The organism is Paenibacillus sp. G2S3, from assembly GCF_030123105.1.
Lineage (GTDB): Bacteria > Bacillota > Bacilli > Paenibacillales > Paenibacillaceae > Paenibacillus_AQ.
Genome location: NZ_CP126095.1, coordinates 762453 through 784058, shown reverse-complemented (window position 1 = coordinate 784058; position 21606 = coordinate 762453). Strand labels below are relative to the sequence as shown.

The following is a 21606-nucleotide window of genomic DNA, read 5'->3' as shown; positions in this document are numbered from 1 at the left end:
GCTTCCGTAATTGCAGTTAATACAGAAAAGCAGATTTCTATCCTATTATATCGACATTTCTTAGAAAATAGTTTAATTTTCGACAAAAAAAATACGATAAATCACGAATTTAATATGACTTTAGTCATATATATTTGCGTTCAAAGAAAAAATCATAGATTCGCACATTAAAAAAGCCCTCTCTGTCTATTAAACAGATTAGGCCGTCACGTTTTGAATTCCTCATCCTGATTGCCGATGGAAAAAACGATCTATGATCATAGTTCTAGTTAATACAAAAAAACCGAGAAAGGCACTTTATTTAAAAGTGTCTATTTCTCGGTTAGAGTTTTTTCATCCGTTACGTTAACTAGCTAGATTGCTCTTCCATCGCTCTAATAGATTCATCAACCTTTACCATCATGGAACATTCGACTCTTTTGCGGAAGACGTCACAGCTGAAGTCATAGGTTCCGACGAGGGAACCCGTCGCGTGCAGTGCATTGGCAGGACAACCACCGCTGCAGTAGAGTTTAGCCCAGCAGTCCTTGCATTCCGGCTTCGAGTAGCAGTTGCTCTCTTGGAATTGACATTGCAGCTCAGGTTGTGTGATGCCATCCCAGAGGTTTCCCATGCTGTATTCTTCATCCCCGACGAACTGGTGACAAGGAAAAAGCTCTCCCCAAGGGGTGACAGCAAGATATTCGGTTCCTGAACCACAGCCAGTAATTCTCTTCTGGATGCAAGGTCCTTCCGAGAGGTCAAGCATGTAGTGATAAAAGGTAAACCCCTTGCCCTGCTCATCACGTCCAATCATTTCCTTGGCGAGAATTTCGTACTGGTTGTAGATCTCCGGCAGGTCCTCCTCGGTAAGTGCATAGGGTTCCTTTGGATCACAGATGACTGGTTCCATAGAGATTTTGTCAAAACCAAGGTCTGCAATATGAAATATATCGTTGGTGAAATCGACATTGTTACGAGTGTAGGTTCCTCGTACATAGTACTCTTGGTCTCCGCGCTTACGAACGAATTCCTGGAACTTCGGAACAATATGATCGTAGCTGCCTTTTCCATTAACCGTTTGGCGAAGTCGGTCATGAACCTCTTTTCTTCCATCCAGGCTTAATACGACATTGTACATTTCCTGATTTAAAAACTCGGTGACCTCATCGTTCAGCAGCATCCCGTTCGTCGTAAAGGTGAAGCGGAACTTCTTTTTGTATTCTTGTTCTTTGCTTCTTGCATAAGCTACGATCTGTTTAACCACTTTCCAGGCCAAAAGCGGTTCCCCGCCGAAAAAGTCGATGTCCAGGTTTCGATGATGACCCGAATTTTCAAGCAGGTAATCGATAGCTTTTTGTCCAACCTCATAGCTCATGATTGCCCTATCTCCGTTGTATTTCCCTTGGCTAGCGAAGCAATAGTCGCATGACAAATTACAGGTATGTGCAACATTGAGGCAGAGTGCCTTGACATAAGTTTTTCTTTTTTTTAAATCGAGCGAGAGGTTCTCATACTCATCTTTTGTAAAGAGCTGTCCATCATTTTTAAGTTCCTCGATATCCGCGATGGTTTCTCGAATGTCGCTCTCGGAAATGCTGGAATCATCTTTATATTTATCCAACAGCGTTGACACGATTTTTTCGGCAGAAGTTTTCTCATAATCCGCTATAATTTCATATGCTAGGTCATCAACAACATGTACTGAGCCACTGTAAGTGTCGAGCACGATATTGTATCCATTTAGTTTATATTGATGAATCATGCTTACTAATCAAGCTCCTTTTGCACACAAGTAGAAACGGCTTTGCCATCCTTTAGAGGAAGCGTCCATTTCTTAAAAATAGCCGCCCATCAGCAGAGCAATGGGCGGTAAAATTCCGAATCCTATCTGTTCATTGCATTTTCACACTTCTGGTTTGCAACGCCGCAGGAAGTTTTACAAGCGGACTGGCAAGATGTCTGGCATGCGCCGCATCCGCCGTGTTTTGCGGTATCCATCAGTTTGCGGGTGCTCAGTGTTACGATTCTTTTCACGATAAATAACTCCTTCTGTAATTTCTTGTGATCACTTTCACTTAATTTCCATGGAACATCGTAGCAACCTCACGCAAGTACGTCTATGATTCCCGTCACCTAGCAGAGCAGAGCAGAGAGAGCTTGAACATAAGCATCAACGCTAATTATGCTGCAGTCTTCGTACTTGTGATCGTAAGATGCGGTAGCGGGAACCAGAGTCAGCGCAATACTAAAAAAGTGAAACAAAAAAGAGACGGCAATGATGCCATCTCTTTAACAACGATTTTTCCTCATACTTGTCCGTAAAGTCCAATAAATATAAGGATTTCATAACACTGTATCCTTCCTTACCAGTAGAGCGACACTCTCCGATTCCATATGCACCATATGCGAACATCCCTCTCATTATCATGGCTATTGTTATGGTGGGAAAAAGTCATGTAGAATTAGGGATTTTTGTAGAGAGTGTTTCTTGAATATTCAATGAAGTTATTTATTTTTATAATATACTACGCCTTAGTTCATAAAAATATTGCACACTTGGATGCTTTAACTTCATCTTCTCGCTCATGTTTAAAATCCGCTTTTTTCCAACTCGTCTGTCCACTAAAGCTAGAATATTCAATAAGATATCGTCGCTTTCTAAGCTCTCCTCTATGGAAATAGATAAATACTTAGTAGCTATAACAATAAAGTTCGATTTACTTAATGATGTCTGTGCTGACAAAAGCTCCTTTGCAACTTCTGATATTTTTCTGCTTCTTGCAATGACTATTAGCCGATCCTCCGGGATGATCCCCTTACTATCTTTTCTAACCGCTTCAATGTCTTCATGGTTGATAGGAATTTGAAGATCTGAATCATTCTTAATCTCCTGCTCCGTCTGATACCATCTAATTGAGCTAGTTCTATCATTCATATTAAGTACGTTCTTTTTATCTACCGAAATATAACAATTCCCTGATTTATCAGGTAAATAACGGTAACTGCTTGCGCGATATTCAACCCTGCCGTATAACGCAGGACAGAGAAAACTCTCCAGTTGTTGTTTTAATTTGCTCCAGGACATGGATCCTCCTATGTTTTATGTTATAAAAACCTGTTGAGGCAGTCGTTCTATTATACAATACATAATACAATCCCACTAAAACCTGAATAATATCTTGATATAACCTAATCCTCTATTTGTCACGTCTACATAGAAACAAGCCGATTAGGTATAGACCCCGTGGTCTGGCACCTAATCGGCTTGTTATGTTACGCCTCAAACGTTTTTACTTCGGTTATTAGTCTTACTCGGACAGATAATTCAATAACCGGTACAGGAAGTTTCAGCGCGGGTCGTATTGCTGCTTGGATGGATTATTTCTCCATTACTTATCGTGACCTTTACCCGGGTTTTCTTTTAAGTATTCAAAGGTCACTTTTACAGGCTCGCTCATATAGCCAGTCGATAGATACACCTCATTGGTTCCCTTTAAATTACCCGTAAGTTTGAATGTGAATTGGAAGCTTCCCGCGACTGTACTCTTCGTCTCATCTTCGAGTTGAACCTTGCCTTTCGGATCAAGCACCTTCAACTTCACATTTGTAAGGACGCCATTCATCAGCAATCCATCAATCGTTACTTTTTTCGCTTCCTCGTCAACCTTTACTTGTATGCCCTCAATGCCCTTCACGTCTACAGCGCCCGAGAGGTTATAGACACCAAACTCGTAGATGGAATATCCGTAATCGGTTGCTCTTTTTATGCCTTGAAACTTCATGTATTTTGCCTTGACCGGGTTGAACTGAATCGTTTCTTTGCCATCATGCGCGGTAATAATTCCGTCATTTGGCATGACATTGATCCAGTTCTGCTTATCGTTCGACACAAGAAGTTTGTATTTATCGGCGCGAGCATATTCCCAATCGATTCGAACCGTATCCATTTCCTTCACTTCATCGAGATCGACCAGGAACCAAGTATTGTCCACGTATTCGCTCGCCCATCTTGAAGCAGGGAATCCATCGACGGCTTTAGCCGGTGCATAATTCGCATTATTGCCTTCGGTCGATGAAGCTTCTACCGTTTTATTCTGCGCCAAATTGCCTATCAGGTAATAGACGCTTTCCTTCAGCGTATTGTACGCCTCATCTTTTATCGTACCTGCCTTCTTGAATTCATCCAGCTTTGCGTTAAAGCCTTGGAGATACTTGGTGACTTGCGCTGCATCTTTCCCTTCATAGCGCTTCATCATTTCCAAATAGTTGTTCAAAGAACGCACCCTTGCAGAATTGGTAAATTGCTTCGCTTTTTCGAAGCGGTCGACTAACGCTTTCATACCAGATGCATTTGTCGTTGCTTCGATAACATATGACTTTGTCACCATATGCCCCGCCGTAACGGTAATGTTAAGCTCATGCTTGCCAAGCTTGCCTGCAAGCGAAATAACGGTACCCGCTGTATAAGGCTTGCCGTCATACGTCACCGTCACTTTCGTCAGACCATCATCCGTTCTAAGCTTCCATGTAAAGGATACGGATTCTGAATCGGGCAGCTTCATCCCGCTCTGGAAAGGCTTGCCGTTCATCTGCACGTCTACCTCGGAAGGCGGAGCCTCGTTGACCTGATACGTTCCTTTAACAAATTGATACAGCCAGTCGTAAAGAACGCGTGTCGCTGGATCTTTACTTACCGCGGTGTTATAGACTGCATTGTTGCCTTGGTAATACGATTTGAAGCCATCCTTCATGAGCCCTGTCTTCGCACCGCTGTTCAAGTAATCGATATACCGCTCGCGGAACACGCCGTCCGTCAGCATCCGATCATCGAACTCGAGTTCATTGGACATGCCATACTGCTTCGCCAGATTCGCAGAATCCTCCAAGCGCTCGATATCCGTCGGCTCGAAGAAGTAGTTCGGTTGGATCGTCACCGCATCGAAGCCAACATCCTTCCACATGAACGCTTTATAAGCGAAGAAGTGCGGAATCCAGAAGAACTTCAGGTCCTTGCCGCTAATTTGCATGTCATGCAGGGTGCTGCTCACCGAACGGATCAGATCCGGTCCGGATTGGCTTGTGCTGATTTGCTCTTCGAACCAGTACATACCTACAAGCTCGAGGTTAGCGTAACCTTTTGCTTCCCATCTCGATTTGACTTGCTGCAGCCACCATTGAACTGCTTTTTCACGGTTCGCAAGGGCTTTCTCTTTGCCAACGGAATCATTGAAGTTCAGCGATTCACCACCTTGTTCAACAGCTCCAAAATTAGTGATCGATTCACCTGGATCTGGAATCATGAGGACAACCTTTTCCTTCACGCCAGACTCGTTCAGCGCATCGGATACTTCCTTAGCCGCTGCGTTTAACGCATCCATATCGCCGCCTACCGCAAAGGTTTTATCCAGATACCATTGCCAATCTTCCAGATAAGCCCGCCCGCCGAAATCATGACCTGGATTTGGAGAGTTAATGCCAAGATACAGGACACCGTCGAAGAGTCGATCCTTAATCTTGCCGTCCTTATCGACATAACTAATGTTCGGAATGATCCGTTCTTTCGTCCAGATGCCTAAGTCATTCGCATATTGCCCGTTATACAAAAGTCCAAGATGCTCGATACCCGCTGTCGCTCCGCCTGCCGCCAAGAATTTCGGCGTATGCGTTGGAACAGTTACGGCTCCGGCAACTTTGCCGTCTTCACCGAGGATTTCAATCTCATCCACGAAGCTCATTGCACGCGTATGCATTGTGAATGTCACTTTCACGTACCGAGCATACGCGATTTTCGCATCTGGGCCGACCGCTTTAATGCCGTCCTTGCTGCCGTCCCACACATAGGTCTCCGTGTATTTGCCGTCATTCCACAGCTTCTGCGTGGCATTGTCTTTGAGCAGTCCCCAGTTCACCTTGTCATCGGAGACGTACATCGATACCGTGAGTGGCACGAGTACATTGTTCGTTGGCCAATCTTCGAGGAAATTGGCTTTAATACCCGTGAGTGATTTCTTCGCCCCCAAATCAAACACAACTTCGCGTGTCTTACCCAAATGATGTCCAACCCATGCTACGTCAGATCTATTGCTTGCCCCATATATACCATCCGTAAGTGTGTTGCCTTCATCCGGATAGGAAGCTTCCGGCTCTTGCGACCACTCATAAGATAAGCCCGCTGCAAGATTGTGATATACCGCCCCATACACTGACGCAATAACACCCTCCGTACCCGCTCCCGGTAGGTCTGATGGATTCGTCACCTCGACCGGATCGGCTTCGCCCGGCGGGTTCACTGGTGTCTGTCCCTCTGTCTGTGTAGGCGGCAGCGCCTCTTCCGCTTGCGCGATCGGCATCATCGTTACGATCATGATCGCAACCATAACGAGAGCTACCCATTTTCTACTCCTCTTCATATCGTACGAACTCCCTTCTGATTCTTGAGTCAAGAAACATCAATCTCCTAAATGGTATGCGCTTCCATTTCAGCTTACCTCGATGCTCTTTCCTCCCTTCCGAGATTCCGACACGCCATAGAAGCTTATAACATATGTCAATGTCCTTATAGTAACATTATGAAAAGTGGCCTTTCTTTCAAATAGATAATTAATGACATCGGGTATACACTTGTTGACATGAAGGCCTTCACGTCGCGTTTTTATAGGTATAAAGATAGCGCTTACCTCCTTGGGTCCTACTTATTTTCTATCAATGTCCTCTAAGCAATCCGCCACATAAAAAACGCAACCCCTCGAGGTTGCGTCGTGTTTATATATGGTGGCGCCTAATTGCCGAGGCGTTCTACTAAATTGATGCCCACGCCGAAGAAAATAACGGCCATCATCAGCAGCTTGGCAAGCGGCAAATAGATTTCCGTCCAACCGTATTGATAGAAGGCGGCTCCGAGCATAGCATCCATGGGGTGCTGCAGAGGGCTTCAATCCTATTATAAGGTACGTTTATGTGCAAGATAGTTTGTAGAGTGCAGGTTGACTGCTAACTTTCAAGCTGCCCTCTATGACATAGGAAACCGCCCTGTCAGTGAACTGCACCCCAATTGTTAGACACAACTAACATTTGGAGGTGCAGTTTTTTTATGACCAGGTACAGTACAGACGAAAAAATCCAAGCCGTTATGCGTTATAAAAAGGGATCCGAGAGCTTGAAAACCATTGCAAAATCAATCGGGATTCACCATTCTGTCTTTTCAAACTGGATTAGTCAATATGAGCATCATGGTGAAGAAGCTTTTAAAAAGGGCTATACATCATATCCTGCAAAGATTAAACTAGACGTACTTAATTATATGAACGAATTCGGGACGTCTGTTAGAGAAACGGCTGCGATATTTAATATCGCGAGTCATAGTACCATTTTAAGCTGGCATAGAAGCTTAGAGTTACATGAAATGGACGCCCTACAACCAAAGAAGAAGGGGTGTCCATCCATGAAAAAAGAACCTAATAAACGAAAGATTCAAACGTTAAAAGAAGGGTCTGTTGAGGCATTACAAGCAGAGGTAGAGCGTTTGAGAATGGAAAATGCATATTTAAAAAAGTTGAATGCCTTAGTTCAAAACAAGGAAAAATCACCAAACAAGACAAAGCACGAGTAGTCTATGAACTAAGGAACGAATTTTCGGTGAAAGCACTCCTACAGCTAGCAGATATCCCTCGTAGTACGTATTATTTCGTGGTAAAAACGTTTGGTATGCCCGATAGAGATAAGGAGCTAAAAGACGTTATTCAAGCGATTTACGAGGAGCATGAGGGGCGTTATGGTTATCGTCGTATTCGTGACGAGTTAGTGAATCGAGGACACCATGTAAATCATAAAAAGGTACAACGCTTGATGCAGGTATTGGGTTTAAAGTGTGTGGTACGTATGAAGAAATATCGTTCCTATAAAGGGACGATTGGCAAACTCGCACCGAACATATTAGAACGTAACTTCCACGCTGAGAATCCAAATGAGAAGTGGGTTACGGATATTACAGAGTTTAAATTATTTGGAGAAAAGCTGTACTTATCTCCAATCCTAGATCTATATAATGGTGAGATTATTACGTATACAATCGGTTCAAGACCGGTCTACTCGCTTGTTTCAACGATGTTAGATCAAGCATTCCGTCGATTAACCGATGAAGATAACCTCCTTATTCATTCTGACCAAGGCTGGCACTATCAGATGAAGCAGTATCGTCATGCCCTTGAAGAACGCGATATCAAGCAAAGTATGTCCCGTAAAGGTAATTGCTACGACAACGCCGTCATTGAGAACTTCTTTGGTATCATGAAATCTGAATTTCTATATTTAAAGGAATTCGAAAGTATCACACATTTCAAACAAGAGCTATCAAAATACATCGATTATTACAACAACAAGCGAATTAAGGCAAAACTAAAAGGCCTGAGTCCGGTACAGTACCGAACTCAGGCCCAACAAGTCGCTTAATTATATACCTGTCTAACTTTAAGGGGTCACTTCATCAGCAACATTGCGAACAGGGCGGTTTTTTATGGTGGAGCCTAGGGGCTACGCTCGTCTAACTCGCTGCTCTTTTATCATTCTCTGTTAGTGGAATTAAAATTGCCCAATTATTTAGTGTCTACTTGACAAGGGTTCCTCACCAACAAAGCTACCGACTCCACATGCACCGTATGCGGGAACATGTTATCTTGAGATGTGTTCTGTAGTACTCCGCAGAAACCTTGATTTTCCGGGCTTTTTGACGATGGCCTTCTGTTTTGTGATGCTACATTTCGATGGTTTCAGTTGATGTTTTACATCAATTTTACATCAATCAAGTTAAACTGCACCCGCCACTCAATGTGGCGCCTCGTTTTAAAGCTATGTCCTCGCATACTCAAAAAGAGTTTGAGCACCATCTAACTTCTTCCGTTCACAACCGATTTTGACTATATTAAAAAAATCTATAATAACCAATAAATGCATTTATATTTCTACTTTTGCCAAGAATCTTTGTTATCTCAACCTTGTTTCACAATTCTTATTATTTGTTCTGTCCACCACAAATCGCTTAGGAGCTAGTACCGTCTTCGTTACAGCTATTCCAGTGTTTACAACAGAAGCGATTTCACGTTGCAAGCAGCGATGCTTATCGGTTACTATGGTAATAAATTCACTATTAGTAGGCTTAGATTTGGAGATATTAATGGTCGTTTATGAGACAAAGAAAAGAACCCTATAGATAGAATTCAAATGAATCTATATATTTACTTTCTTTACTGCTAGCTTTTTAGCTTTCTTTTTCTTAGAGTTTCCGTCCCCGCCCTTTTTAATCGGTTTAATTGACTTACTCACACCATCATGCTCTATCTCAATTATCTCAATTACACCGTCATCAATATAATGTCCAAGTAGTCTCCAAACTTCAAAAAAACCTTCTAATTCTTTAAAATTACCCACTCTATCAGTTAATAAATCATACATATTCTTGGAGGGTAACACTAAAAAACCACCACTAAAAATCCCGCTTTTCATACCCAAAAAAATTCTATTTAGGGCTCGATGACTCGAAGATATATTCCCTGTCTCCCACTCAACAGCGAAGTATCTTCCATCTTCTAGTTTTATGGATGAGTCAAACTTTCTCTTTTTCACTTCTTTATCTGCAATTCTCTCATTTTTCCAACCAAACAAATCCAATTGCTTCACAAAGTTATTCTTTATAGGAGTAACTCCATTGGCATGTTTCATATCATGAAGTATAAAGTTGCCTGTTCCCACAGGATGTTCGATACATTTAATAGCTTCAATTACATTATTCAAAACCGTATCATATAAAGTACTGTCACGAAATGTGCCTTTATTAATGAGGGTTTCTACTCTCAAAATTTTCATAGGAGTGCCCTACCATCTGTGCCTTTTCTGATAGGAGGAATGTCCATGCTAACACCATCGTGCTCAATTTCAAATACCTCGATAAGTCCATTATGTATACTGGGTTCCAGTGCTTCCCATACTTTAAAATAAGGTTCAAGTTCTTGGAAATTCCCAATACGATCAGTCAGATACTTATACATTTTTCTGGAAGGCAATATAAGTATTCCCCCATCAATAACACCATCCAAAATGCCAAGAACGATTCTGTTGATTGCTCTATGACTTGATGAAATATTACCTGTTTCCCATTCAACGGCAAAATACCTACCATTACTAAGTTTAACTGCTGTATCAAACTTTCTTCTTTTCACTTCAGGGTCAGAAACTATTTTCTCATCTTCCCATCCAAAGGAATTCAACGTCGTTATGAATGAATCTTTAATTGGAACAACACCATTACCCTTTACTTTCTCATGAAGATAGAACTTACCACTCCCAGGTGGATTCTGAATGCTATACGTTGCGTGTTCGATCTGTTGCCTAATTATTTTGTAATCATCAGTTTGGGAGAAGTACCCCTTATTTACCAGTGTCTTCACTCTTGTTATGTTCATTGAGTAGTTGTTCAACTTCTTGAACTATTTCACTTGGTTTTATATTAAGACTCTCGGAAATAACTATTATTGTATTTAGTGTAGGTCTTCTCAAACCACGCTCCAAAAGACTAATATATGTACGATCAAGGTTGCATTGATAAGCTAGTGCTTCCTGAGTCAGGCAGACCATACCACGATACTTCTTTAAAGTTATTCCAAATGCCTTTTCTGGATTCAAGAAGTTGTCCCCCTTTCTTGTTTCCAATTTTCAGGGGAAATGAGACAATCAGTCCACGGACTATAGTCTGCAAATGAAAGTAACCACCTTAACAACCCAATGTTATTATGTTAGTATTAGGAAGACATTATGCGTACTATAGTCTTCGAAGGAGTGTAATAAATTGTTTGAAAACCGTCTATTTAAAACCTTAAATATAAAGACAAATGATGATCTGAAAATATTTTCTAAAAAATCCAAGATTACTACGGCCAAATTGAAATATTATAATGATCAAGGGATACTTCCTTTCCCCGTAGACCTTGAAACCATGCTTCATATGACAGGTATGTCTGAATTGGAGTTGAAAATAAATCTGGGTATTTTAGATAATTCAATTCTGGACCTACTTCAGCTTCATTCCAAAGAGGTTAGTAATATCCTTAAAAAAGATCAATACGAAATAAAGCCAGCCACAAAACATGACTTTGCGTTTGAAACCCCCTATGGAAAGATGTATCAAGGTGATTGTATTTCTCTTATGAATACCATGAAAAATGGTTCAGTAGATTTAATTTTCGCTGATCCACCCTTCAACTTAGATAAAGTATATGAATCAGGAATGAATGATAAGATAACGGATGAGGAATACCTACGTTGGACTGAGGAATGGGTATTGAAGTGTGTCGATTTACTCAAAGAAGGTGGCTCTTTATTCATTTGGAATCTTCCTAAGTGGAACACTTATATTTCAGACATATTGAACCAGCGACTAACCTTTAAGCATTGGATTGCCGTTGATATCAAATACAGACTTCCAATAAAAAACAAACTCTATCCATCACACTATTCACTTCTTTATTACACGAAGGGTGAAAAAGCAAATACCTTTAATGAGCAGAGACTACCATTGGAGATTTGTCGTAAATGCGGAGGAGATATTCGTGACTATGGGGGCTACAAGGACAAGTTAAACACTCTTGGTATTAACCTTACTGACGTTTGGTATGACATCCCTCCTGTCCGACATAGTAAATACAAAACAAGAGACAGCAACGAACTTTCAATGAAGCTGCTAGAACGTGTCATTAGCCTGTCCTCCAACGAAGGTGATCTAGTATTCGATCCCTTTGGCGGAAGCGGTACAACCTATGCTGTAGCTGAAATAATGAAGCGTAAATGGATCGGCGTTGAACTGGGTAGTGTGGATTTAATCAATAAAAGACTTAATGATTTGGATTCTCAGAAAACATACATCGATGACATACAACGAAACAAAAACACTCTATTTACCGACGATATGAAAAAGCTACGTATTAAGAAAGGCCATTGGTTACCTGAAACATTAAAGAAAAAAGGACTCAGTAAACAATCTGGTGATACTCTTTTCTAAAAGATACCGTATGAAATAAGCACTCAGTATTGAGTGCTTATTTCATTTTAAAACTCCTATGGAATGAAAAGGATTGTAGATGCCATTGGAGAAGTCTATCCACAGGCCAAATACCAAACGTGCTGTGTACATTTAGCGTGTAATATCGCTCATAAGGTCCGTGTATCTGATCGTGCAGCTCTAGAAACCTTCTGTGAAAAGTGGAAATCCACTTATCCTAAGGTTGTCAAAGCGCTAAGAGAAAATCCATATATCTTCACATTTTATTGCTTTCCAAAGCCAATATGGAGAAGTATTTATTCGACCAATCTAATTGCGGTTTTTTTATTAGTAGGCTACTTATTCTCCGTCTGACCACAGGAAATAAAGTCAGGTTGCTGTCGGTCTTTCTAATAGAATTACATGTGAGAGATTAGTTATGGGATATAATCGTAACATAGGCAATTTAGAGAGGAGAAAAAATTTAAAAATGAAATGTACAGAGATCATTAAACTTATTGAAAAGCGCCTAAAGGAAATTACGGATGTTGATGATGCTCTTCAAGCCGAAGCATTTGCTCTTTTTGAAGAACTCCAGAATGCGCAGCTCGCGCCTAACTTTAGTAACTCACAAAACGAGCTGATTTCTGTTGTGAAAAACGGAGTCGTCGTTCCAGGCAACCTAAATCGTTCTCGGGTAGAGTTTCTTGTAGAATGGACAAATGAGGTTGTTCCAATCCTTGAACTGTTGAATGAAACAGGCAAGCTACCTAAGAATCAGCCGAGAGACGCTAACTTTTTAGAATTCGTTTCCAAATACCTTAATGATTACATCAACTTCATTACGAGCCATGTTCATCTAGAAGCAATAGGCGTCGCCGCAGTTACGCAAATATCTTTTTTATCATCTGCCATTATATCATCTATAGAAGCATTTCTAAGTGGTGAACCCCATGCAGCCTTTTCGAAACTAGACATGGGTCTGCAACACATAAACTCACTATTGGAATATACCAGTGCAATGATGGGACAAAACGGTCAGCCAACTTTGTATAAGATGCGTACAGGTGGTAATACAAACTATAGTGCTGACGAAATGTTTCATATTCCTTTTGAAAAGCGGGGTTTAGTTAAAACTAACCGCTACAGCATTCCAGGTCTTCCGTGCGTGTATCTCGGAAATACCCCGTTAATTTGTTGGGAAGAACTTGGACGTCCTGATCTCAATAACGTTCAGACTTCTCTCTTTGCCCCCAAAGAAGATATTCGCTATATCGATCTTAGTGCTAATCCAGCTTTTGTTCGAGATTACCTTAAATCTGTTTTCACTAAAAACTACGGTGATCCAAGCGCGACTGAGCCGTTATCGAGCTTAAATACATATCTTCAAATCTGGCCGCTAATCTTTGTCTGCTCAATTTGTGTACGGCAAGTAAATGATGCATTTAAGCCAGAGTATATCATTCCCCAAATGCTTCTGCAGTGGGTTAGAAAGTCCAACTACGACGGAATTGCTTACTTCTCGACAAAAATAGATCATTACAGCTTATGCAACAATTGGATTTATACCAATTATGCTTTCCCAGTTCAGACCTTGACTCCTAATGGGCATTGTAGTCAACTAGGTTCAAAATTTAAGGTGATTTCAGAGGCACTTCCATGGCAAGTGTACCGTGCCTATCGTGACGCGGGTTCAACCTATACTATGCCTTACGAGCGTGGTCCTGAAACAGATATAGAATTATACCCAAATGCACCGATACGTTATGCGGTGACTGACTTTGGCAGAATTCAAGAATTCTTTGATCGGAAGTTTAGTCATGAAATAGCTGGGTATGGCGGCCGGTAGATTCGCTTATCTGAGGGGGTAGCCGGAAGCCCTCCTCTCCGCATGCCCTTAAACTTCCCTGCTACCGTTACCAGCCCAGTGGAATGGCTCAACCCGCCGCTTGGGCTTTAGGAGGTGGTAAGAATAGTGAAGTCTACAGTTGTTTGGCAGTAATATCATTAACTCTCCAGTTCGAATAATGCTTTAAATTTTAAGTATCCTATAATTATATCCATCCTGATTGATCCCTGCTAGTCCTCATTTCAATTCGTTGTAGCTGATCATCTATAATCATTACGCTCCCGAGTATCACTCTTTCGTTTTCGGATAATATACTTTTATCCATATTGGACGATGATCCTCACTAGACTTATTTATGGCACTCTTTATCACTTGTAAATGAACCGTAGAAAGCTGTCTACGCTAATTTAACGCCACTGAATATATATATGAATTTTTTACCACTTGTTTTGAATGTTAATCCTATTGTAATATCAAATATTAAACCACCACAGTTAAATTCATCCGAATCGGAGGGATTTTTTGTGGTGGTTTTTTTTCTGATTTATTGAAGTTATTAAGACTAATTAACGTAGAACCGTTATTCAGGATATGGGGTGTTAGTGTGAATCCATGAATTGATTGAATCTCTGTCAAATAATATTCTTCTTCGTACTCTTATAAAGGGTATTTGTTTTTCACGTACCATTGTATAGATACTGTCTGATGAAACACCAAGATAATCAGACAATTCCAATACAGACAATACAGCTTTCTGCTGAAGATTATTTTGGCTAAAGGTTAAATTCTCGTCTCTACTTTCAACAGTAGTGTAAGATTGAAACTTTTCCTTCTCGACACAGACTAACAACTTTTCTTCCATTTGTACAAGTGTTTTTAATAATTGAATTCGTAATAATTCATATTCGCTCATAATGATCACCTCCAAGAATGTTATTTAATTCAACACTTTACATAAATTAATAGTTGCAGTGATTGATGCTCTTGATTTGAGCTTTAAGAATAAAGAACCCAACTTGAAATGATTTCTTATGGATGTACTATTGTCGGAATGCCTATACTTTGGAGTTTTAACATCTTTGTTTATATAATCGCAGTTTCAGTAATGTTAAGCATCAGTTATTAACTCACTCCAGCATACCTAAGTTGTACCTGGGACTTACAGATGTAAATATTTAAGCAAATCCCGAGGTACTACAGAGTACTTAATTCCTCCAATCAACATCAAGAAGCTTTTCAACAACAGTACTTCGGAGGTGTCTTAATATCAGTTTCCCCCATTCAATACATTGGTTCAAATTTCTCAGTTCAACTGAGAGTTTCTATAATGCTCACCTATATGCATTAATATGGTTAGTGGTGATGCTATGAACACTACCATCAAATATGATGGCGTCTATCAAAGTCATATTCGTTCCCTTGTAGATGAGTATTTTACGATAACGGATAAGCTCAATAATTCAAGTGATTTAAAACAGCTACAAGCAAAACTAAAATCAACAAAACGCAAGTTATGTCGGTTAGATTATGTGGATGTGCTAGCGTTGCAGAACTCCTTTGAACTTTGGCATGCACTTATGAATGATCCAGACCTGTATTTTAGACGCACGCTCTGCAGAAAATTATTTAATCTTTCAGAGCCTGATGTAGCAGAAGCACTTGGATATTCTGCTACAAGAGCAGGCGCCGCACATAACTTATTTAATTCATCTGGTATGCCACATTGGCCCAGACCATTCAAACTTTCCATTTTGCTCAATCATCCGTGGCAATTGGTTAACAAAAATGACCCAGAGGAATTTTCATACTCTTCGCCAGCAGAGTACTTCGACCCCGGAGTTGCAAAAAAGATACACATTAAGGATCTTTCTAAGGAGAGAGCCCAAGTAAAAAGCATTGCAGGTTTTGTCATTTTAAACCCCCAGGAAGTATTTTCATTAGAAACACCTCCTGTGACCGGACGCTGGGTTACCACTTATCCCGAAATGGATTACTTTGAGTTCCATCTCCACCATGAGCCCGTAATGGACAAGGCTTTACAGAAACGCATCCTTAACGTATTTCCATTTGCTAACGATGTGATAACAACCTATGTACCATTTAGATCAAATATGAGATCCCTTTGGATTATGATGCCAAAAGCGGGACGAGAGCAGGACTATAAAGGACTCATTACAGAATTTAAGGGATTTAGGGATGCTACAGTCCATTATCAACTTAGGTAGCCCCACTAAGCCGTCTCCATCTGGAGGCGGCTTTCTCATTTAAACTGAGAAATTTTAAAATCCATCCCAAACACGGCCATCCTAAAGATAAAACATGGAGGGCTAAATAATGGATTACGACAGCCATTTAATCACTAAGAACGAGCATTCGAACCATGACGAAACCCAAGAATCTTTTCGGCAGAATTTTTCTTTTGCCGAAAAGATTCTTGACGTTCAGGGTATGTTTCCCACTCTCAGTGACGATCATGATATTAGAAAAGTCACGCGTGAGAAGGTGGAACATATGCTGTATGCCAAACAATTGATACCTGAAATTCAACCTATTGAAGACAAGGCCTATCTAGGTGCAAAAGGTATTAATCAATGGATCTGGGAGAACAAAGTACAAGCTGAAATATCTCAAAGCTTATTACGAGAGTATTTAAGTCGTAGTATGCGCAATGCACCCCATGTCTTTTTCAGGAAATTCCAACTCACTCGCAACCTGTTGCTTCACACTGCAGAACTTTTTGAGATCGCACCTTCTCAGATTGAAGATGGACACTTGCTTGATCCCAAAACCCTTCATCAGGGGTTCGAACACCTAGCGAAGGATGCGTACACATCAACTCTATTCCAATTTTTAATGCGAAGATCCATTCAAAGCGGAAGGTTAGAAAAGATCTTTCCATTCTTTAAAGCATCAGACAAGCAGACAAATATGCATCCGAGAATCCTGGGCTTCCAAATGCATATGGAGGAGAAAGGATTTTCTCGTAAACATATTCGAAACACATCTACCCACGTAACCCAGTTCTTTGTTTGGCTTTGTGCAAACGTCCAGACATTTAAGCAAGCTACTCCTGACACAATCTCCGTTTTTCAAATTCAAAATGAACATTTGCTGATGTACCGCACCTACAAACTTAAGCTCGTAAGGGATGGAGAGTGCAGTCAAATCTCATTTACACATAGTATATATGCCATTCGCTCATTCTATCGTTTTTTACATGAAAGATTTGGCTTTGAGTCTCCTTTACAGCGCTTCCGTTCCATTAAGGCACCCCGATACAGCCCTCGTGAGCTTCCAACGGATCAGCAAATCGAAGCCTTTTTTCATGTGGTGGAGCAGTATGCAAGAAATCCTGTCCGTGAACAGATTGGGTATCGTTTGATGTTCCATCTGGGGCTCCGATTATCTGAAGTGGCACATATCAAATGGAGTGATATTAATTTAGGAACACGAACGATTGTTATCCATAGCAAAGGTAACAAGAGTCACATTTTACCACTGTCAGGAAAACTTTGTTCCCTTTTACAAGAGCTTCAAACCAAGCCGAGGACAACCTACCTCTTGGGACAAAGAATCTCTACGATTAAACACGATGTATATGAATATTTCATTCTCTATGCAATGATTGCCGGCTGGCCGTTTCCAGGCGGCGTTCATATTTTCCGTCATATGTTTATAACGCGTCTTGCCTATAAAGGCATCCTCCCGCAAGCGATAAAGGAATTAGCCCGTGTACGTATGCTGGATACCGTCGGGCTATATATTCATATGGCGCACCGAGACCAGCACATGATTCGTCAAATTGATTTGCTCCAGTATGAATAAGAAGGAGGTACCTGTTATGCCTATATTTGATGATACGATAGCCAACGATATTGCTTTTGAAGAAAGCTTAATCCAACTGGCGGATCAACACGGACCGGATACGTTTAAACGTATGTTGCAGCGCCTATCTCCTCAAAACCATGCTGAAGCGATAAAAGTGAAGGAATCGGTTCTGCTGGATGTTGCGGTTCTCCATTATTACGAGAGTGATGCGTTTCAGAGCTTAGCAAAAACCTCGCAACAAGCATATCGCTATGAAATGGATTTGTTCTTACGGTATTGCGAGCGCTTAAAAGGAACTAACCCAAACCTCAAGGAGATTTCATCCGCAGCCTTTTTAAACGACTATTTAGCCCCTGTTCAAAAACTGAATACACGTAGCAAGAAAGCTGCTTTTTTAAGAAGTTTTTTAGGCGAGGTTTTTGCTCATTTCTTCAACCAGGATATCCGAAAACTCAAACGAACCCTCTCTATGGAAATTGATCAAAACCGTGAGCCACGTGCATTTGCCAAAGAACAGCTGGATGAGCTGCTGTGTCTTGTTCGACTTGGCCGCGAAGCCCACCGGAATTTCACTATTTTATGGACCTTTTTAGGTTCGGGTATTCGGCTAAGTGAATTGTTACATCTACAGATTGGCGATATTGTTGTATCCCGACAAGAGATCCTTGTACGAGGAAAAGGAAAACGTGGATATAAGCAGCCTAGCAAAATAACCAAATCGTCCCTTGAAATACTAAGCACCTACGTGAACTTTCGGTACCATGGCGTAAAAGATGCGCAAGATTATTTAGAACGATATATTTTTTCGGATGACAGAGGAAAATCCCCTCTACACGAAAGCACAGTTCAGAAGATGTTTGCTTCATTGATTGATCAAGCAACATCTATACCCGAATCCGATAAAAAACCTTATCAGCTATCCGTACACTCTCTACGGCATTCCTTTGCTCTTTATCTGCTTGAGTCCGGCGTAAATCTATACACGATCAAGGAGCTCATGAGGCATTCGTGGCTGAGTTCCACTGAGGTTTATTTAAAATTATTTGATAGTATGCTAGTTAAAGCAATCGACCAGCATCCCCTCGCTCAGCTCAATGCAAGCGATCTCTTTTGAATCAGGAGGCGATCCCTATGGCTTTTTTACTTCAGTCCGCCTACTTCCAGATCTGGAGCAACCAATTCACATTAAGAAGTTCAACCAAACAAAAATATATTAGCGTACTCAAAAAATTCGAAGCCTTCCTACTTGACAATGGTTTTGAAGGAGAACTTGATTTTGATCAATTTCATGCCAGTCGTGAGCATCCTGGCAGATTCCTCCCCATTCAACGAAAGGTCTTTGATCGTTTTTTTATTGACTTAAAACATCATGAACATATGTCGAATATGAATTTAGCAGCAACCATTACCGTGTTACGATGTTTCTTTGAATTCCTGTATGAAGCGGATCTGATTCAACATAACCCACTGCTCGGATATCCTAGGCCAAAATTCGAGTCCTCCATTCAAAACACTGCCTTGTCGAAAGCTGAGTGTCTTGCCCTTCTACAAGCTGCATTGCATAAGAGCCCGTTCTACCGGCAAGAGTTTGTGTTTCTCTGGTTCATGCTGATCACGGGTCTTCGACTCTCAGAGGTCCGTTTCCTAAGGCGGAAACGGGTACACTTGGACACACGGATCGTCCATGTTTTTGATGCACAAAAAACCGAGAAACGACCTGTAGCCCTCCCTCAGGATCTCACGGCAGAACTTGAACGGTACGTCCAACATCCTGAATATCTTAGGTATGCGAATCAGGGGGATGAATACCTATTCCATCAACATGGAAAAATCATGACCGTCGATAAGATTAAAGGTATACTATCCGATTTAACTCATGATACAGGTCTTGACAGGCATATTCGGCCTCATGATCTTAGACGAACAGCGGGATATTTGATGCAGACAGGTGGTATGAGCATCATCGATATTCAGCATCAGCTGCGCCATAAAAATGTAGGAACAACGTTGCGTTATGTACCACCATTGAATGATTTGACTAAGATTCTCGAAGATACCTAAACGATATCAATCAAATATTAATCCATTAAGCTAAGGTCTCACTTTTTCATGAATGGACATAATGAATAATATAAAAAAATCCATTGTAGAAGGTGGTTTAAGTTGGCTAATATTCAAAAACGTGGTGATAATTCATGGTTCTTAACAGTTAATGCCGGTAAAGACGCTAGAGGAAAATATGTTCGTTTCACAAGAACCGTTCATTGCCGAACAAAAAGAGAAGTGGAAAGCGAATATGCTAAATTTCGGATGGAAGTGGAAGCGGATGAATATGTGTCGCCTCAGAAACTAACATTTGGGGCGTTCGTCGAAGAATGGAGAGATAAGTATGCCGTAAAGCATTTGGGTTTCAAGACATTATACACATATGACTCTAATCTTAAGACCCGAATTCTTCCGTACTTTGAGCATCTGAGACTTGAGGAAATTAAACCACTTCACATCGTAAACTTTCTGAATCAACTCGAAAAGGAAGGAAGTCGTGAAGATAAAAAAACAGGAGGATTAGCCTCTGGTACAATTGAAATTCAGCACCGTATCTTAAAAAGCATACTCAAACGTGCAGTAGAATGGAGAATTATTAAGCGCAATCCGGTTAACGATGTGCAGAAACCAAAGGTCAATTCAAAAGAGATCATCCCCTACAATGAAGCAGAGGTAGAACAAATGCTTCGAGCGTTACAACATGAGCCCTATCACTGGAGGATCATGATTACCTTGGCTCTTACAACCGGATTACGGCGAGGTGAATTACTCGGACTGGAATGGAAGCATCTTGATTTTAACAATGGGATTTTGGATGTGTCACAATCACTGATTCATGCTCTTAAAGGCGAGGTCATTGTCAAATCTCCCAAAACAAAAAAATCTATTCGGAAAGTAGCGTTACCAAGTTCTATGTTAAAGGAGCTGAAAGAATACTACGCTTACAGAATGCAAGAACGAAATGACGTTGGCGATTCATGGTATAGCGGAGATTGGTTTTTTATGTTCTCACATCCCGATGGACAACCTTTTCATCATGAGCGTCCCTACCTTTGGTTTCGACAGTTCATAAAGAAAAATGGCTTTCGGTACATTCGGTTTCATGATCTCCGGCATACCTCAGCCACAATTCTGATTAACCAAGGCGTTCATGCTAAGATCATCTCAGAGCGACTTGGACATGGGAGCATCGCCACCACTATGAATATTTATGGACATGCGCTCCGCACTGCCGACCAAGCTGCAGCTGATAAATTCGAAACGTTTTTCACATCTGATAATACACAAGGATAATAAAGACTAGTCCGAAATTAGAGTTTTTTGGAATATATCGTCCTTAAAGGTTTTGACTGATTTCGACGACAGCTTGCGAAATTAGGGGTATGGTGGTGTTAAATGTAGCACATCAAGGAAGGTCAGAGTATGGATGTAACAAGAATTGAACTACTCAATCAGGAAGCCGACAAAGACCTTGTCAATTGTGTAAAAGAGCACCCACCATGGGCTTTCAGCGGGGGAAAGGTACAACACCGGGAGTATAGGCGAGGTTTTAGTCAAATTAGAAGACTTCATTAATCAAGCAGAAACGCGCCTAGGTCTTCAAACATCATGTCAAAAAGGTTGTACCGCATGCCGCAAACATGCCATTGTTACCAATGAGTTTGAAACGGATATCATTTTGAACCATTTGCAACGGAACTACGATCGGGAAACGCTAAAACGGGCGCAAAGACGCATTTTTGTGATGCGGTGGATTTTCTGAATAAAGAGTTAGCCCCCCTAAAAATGGCTCTCAGATGCTTGAAATTATAAAGAACTAAGATTCCGTGAAGGACAAGTATTTTAATCTAAATCTTCTTCTTTGTCCCTTGATTGG

Annotated in this window: 17 protein-coding genes and 1 pseudogene; 9 read left to right on the top strand and 9 right to left on the bottom strand. The window is 40.9% G+C overall.

The annotated features are described in order from the left end of the window. Positions 1 to 349: 349 nt before the first annotated feature. The 5 genes from scfB to QNH28_RS03505 all read right to left on the bottom strand — a co-directional run bounded on the left by scfB (position 350) and on the right by QNH28_RS03505 (position 6886). Positions 350 to 1744, bottom strand: coding sequence for a thioether cross-link-forming SCIFF peptide maturase (gene scfB, locus QNH28_RS03525; RefSeq protein ID WP_283910186.1), 1395 nt, complete (start codon positions 1742 to 1744; stop codon positions 350 to 352). 122 nt (positions 1745 to 1866) lie between these two features. Beyond that, entirely contained in the window at positions 1867 to 2016 is a 150-nt protein-coding gene (gene scfA / locus QNH28_RS03520) for a six-cysteine ranthipeptide SCIFF (RefSeq protein WP_076098734.1), read from the bottom strand. A gap of 481 nt (positions 2017 to 2497) precedes the next feature. Beyond that, on the bottom strand, positions 2498 to 3067 hold the full coding sequence (locus QNH28_RS03515) for an SF0329 family protein (RefSeq protein ID WP_283910185.1): 570 nt from the start codon (positions 3065 to 3067) through the stop codon (positions 2498 to 2500). A gap of 304 nt (positions 3068 to 3371) precedes the next feature. Next, on the bottom strand, positions 3372 to 6392 hold the full coding sequence (locus tag QNH28_RS03510) for a DUF4855 domain-containing protein (RefSeq protein WP_283910184.1): 3021 nt from the start codon (positions 6390 to 6392) through the stop codon (positions 3372 to 3374). A 368-nt stretch (positions 6393 to 6760) separates the two neighbouring features. Then, complete coding sequence (locus QNH28_RS03505) at positions 6761 to 6886, bottom strand: hypothetical protein (RefSeq protein WP_283910183.1); 126 nt, start codon at positions 6884 to 6886, stop codon at positions 6761 to 6763. 186 nt (positions 6887 to 7072) lie between these two features. Here QNH28_RS03505 and QNH28_RS03500 point away from each other — a divergent pair. After that, a protein-coding gene (locus QNH28_RS03500) for an IS3 family transposase (protein ID WP_283910182.1) occupies positions 7073 to 8430 on the top strand; the annotation gives its coding sequence in 2 pieces (ribosomal slippage) (positions 7073 to 7526 and positions 7526 to 8430; 1359 coding nt in all). A 774-nt stretch (positions 8431 to 9204) separates the two neighbouring features. On the opposite strand, the gene QNH28_RS03495 is transcribed toward QNH28_RS03500, so the two are convergent. Genes QNH28_RS03495 through QNH28_RS03485 form a run of 3 tightly spaced genes read right to left on the bottom strand, consistent with a single transcriptional unit; the run spans position 9205 to position 10656 of the window. Then, complete coding sequence (locus QNH28_RS03495; RefSeq protein ID WP_283910181.1) at positions 9205 to 9840, bottom strand: PDDEXK family nuclease; 636 nt, start codon at positions 9838 to 9840, stop codon at positions 9205 to 9207. After that, complete coding sequence (locus QNH28_RS03490) at positions 9837 to 10436, bottom strand: BglII/BstYI family type II restriction endonuclease (protein WP_283910180.1); 600 nt, start codon at positions 10434 to 10436, stop codon at positions 9837 to 9839. Before QNH28_RS03490 ends, QNH28_RS03495 begins: the two co-directional genes overlap by 4 nt. Beyond that, on the bottom strand, positions 10402 to 10656 hold the full coding sequence (locus QNH28_RS03485; RefSeq protein ID WP_283910179.1) for a helix-turn-helix domain-containing protein: 255 nt from the start codon (positions 10654 to 10656) through the stop codon (positions 10402 to 10404). The genes QNH28_RS03490 and QNH28_RS03485 overlap by 35 nt, the downstream gene beginning before the upstream one ends. 163 nt (positions 10657 to 10819) lie before the next feature. Between QNH28_RS03485 and QNH28_RS03480 the strand changes: the two genes are divergently transcribed. From QNH28_RS03480 to QNH28_RS03470, 3 genes and pseudogenes are all read left to right on the top strand, one after another. Continuing rightward, positions 10820 to 12028 carry a DNA-methyltransferase gene (locus QNH28_RS03480; RefSeq protein ID WP_283910178.1) on the top strand — a complete coding sequence of 403 codons (1209 nt, stop codon included), beginning with the start codon at positions 10820 to 10822 and terminating at the stop codon, positions 12026 to 12028. A 54-nt stretch (positions 12029 to 12082) separates the two neighbouring features. Beyond that, positions 12083 to 12352, top strand: a pseudogene (locus tag QNH28_RS03475) (transposase); the annotation flags it as partial. 145 nt (positions 12353 to 12497) lie between these two features. Next, a complete protein-coding gene (locus QNH28_RS03470; RefSeq protein WP_283910177.1) occupies positions 12498 to 13856 on the top strand; it encodes a hypothetical protein in 1359 nt (452 codons plus the stop codon). A gap of 580 nt (positions 13857 to 14436) precedes the next feature. Here the strand turns inward: QNH28_RS03470 and QNH28_RS29620 are convergent. Beyond that, positions 14437 to 14769 carry a helix-turn-helix domain-containing protein gene (locus QNH28_RS29620; protein WP_349655033.1) on the bottom strand — a complete coding sequence of 111 codons (333 nt, stop codon included), beginning with the start codon at positions 14767 to 14769 and terminating at the stop codon, positions 14437 to 14439. 454 nt (positions 14770 to 15223) lie between these two features. Between QNH28_RS29620 and QNH28_RS03460 the strand changes: the two genes are divergently transcribed. The 5 genes from QNH28_RS03460 (at position 15224) to QNH28_RS03440 (ending at position 21023) form a co-directional block, all read left to right on the top strand. Then, positions 15224 to 16081, top strand: coding sequence for a hypothetical protein (locus tag QNH28_RS03460; protein WP_283910176.1), 858 nt, complete (start codon positions 15224 to 15226; stop codon positions 16079 to 16081). 109 nt (positions 16082 to 16190) lie between these two features. Then, complete coding sequence (locus QNH28_RS03455) at positions 16191 to 17681, top strand: tyrosine-type recombinase/integrase (protein ID WP_283910175.1); 1491 nt, start codon at positions 16191 to 16193, stop codon at positions 17679 to 17681. A 16-nt stretch (positions 17682 to 17697) separates the two neighbouring features. Continuing rightward, complete coding sequence (locus QNH28_RS03450; RefSeq protein WP_283910174.1) at positions 17698 to 18798, top strand: tyrosine-type recombinase/integrase; 1101 nt, start codon at positions 17698 to 17700, stop codon at positions 18796 to 18798. A 17-nt stretch (positions 18799 to 18815) separates the two neighbouring features. Beyond that, positions 18816 to 19745, top strand: a complete 930-nt coding sequence (locus QNH28_RS03445) for a tyrosine-type recombinase/integrase (RefSeq protein WP_283910173.1) — start codon at positions 18816 to 18818, stop codon at positions 19743 to 19745. Between the two features lie 102 nt (positions 19746 to 19847). Next, entirely contained in the window at positions 19848 to 21023 is a 1176-nt protein-coding gene (locus QNH28_RS03440) for a site-specific integrase (RefSeq protein ID WP_283910172.1), read from the top strand. Positions 21024 to 21606 lie beyond the last annotated feature (583 nt).

Bases quoted from the DNA above. Each gene is read 5' to 3' on its own strand.
- scfB (WP_283910186.1), bottom strand. From the start codon at position 1,744: ATGATTCATCAATATAAACTAAATGGATACAATATCGTGCTCGACACT.
- QNH28_RS03515 (WP_283910185.1), bottom strand. From the start codon at position 3,067: ATGTCCTGGAGCAAATTAAAACAACAACTGGAGAGTTTTCTCTGTCCT.
- QNH28_RS03510 (WP_283910184.1), bottom strand. From the start codon at position 6,392: ATGAAGAGGAGTAGAAAATGGGTAGCTCTCGTTATGGTTGCGATCATG.
- QNH28_RS03505 (WP_283910183.1), bottom strand. From the start codon at position 6,886: ATGCTCGGAGCCGCCTTCTATCAATACGGTTGGACGGAAATCTATTTG.
- QNH28_RS03495 (WP_283910181.1), bottom strand. From the start codon at position 9,840: ATGAAAATTTTGAGAGTAGAAACCCTCATTAATAAAGGCACATTTCGT.
- QNH28_RS03490 (WP_283910180.1), bottom strand. From the start codon at position 10,436: ATGAACATAACAAGAGTGAAGACACTGGTAAATAAGGGGTACTTCTCC.
- QNH28_RS03470 (WP_283910177.1), top strand. From the start codon at position 12,498: ATGAAATGTACAGAGATCATTAAACTTATTGAAAAGCGCCTAAAGGAA.
- QNH28_RS29620 (WP_349655033.1), bottom strand. From the start codon at position 14,769: ATGAGCGAATATGAATTATTACGAATTCAATTATTAAAAACACTTGTA.
- QNH28_RS03460 (WP_283910176.1), top strand. From the start codon at position 15,224: ATGAACACTACCATCAAATATGATGGCGTCTATCAAAGTCATATTCGT.
- QNH28_RS03455 (WP_283910175.1), top strand. From the start codon at position 16,191: ATGGATTACGACAGCCATTTAATCACTAAGAACGAGCATTCGAACCAT.
- QNH28_RS03450 (WP_283910174.1), top strand. From the start codon at position 17,698: ATGCCTATATTTGATGATACGATAGCCAACGATATTGCTTTTGAAGAA.
- QNH28_RS03445 (WP_283910173.1), top strand. From the start codon at position 18,816: ATGGCTTTTTTACTTCAGTCCGCCTACTTCCAGATCTGGAGCAACCAA.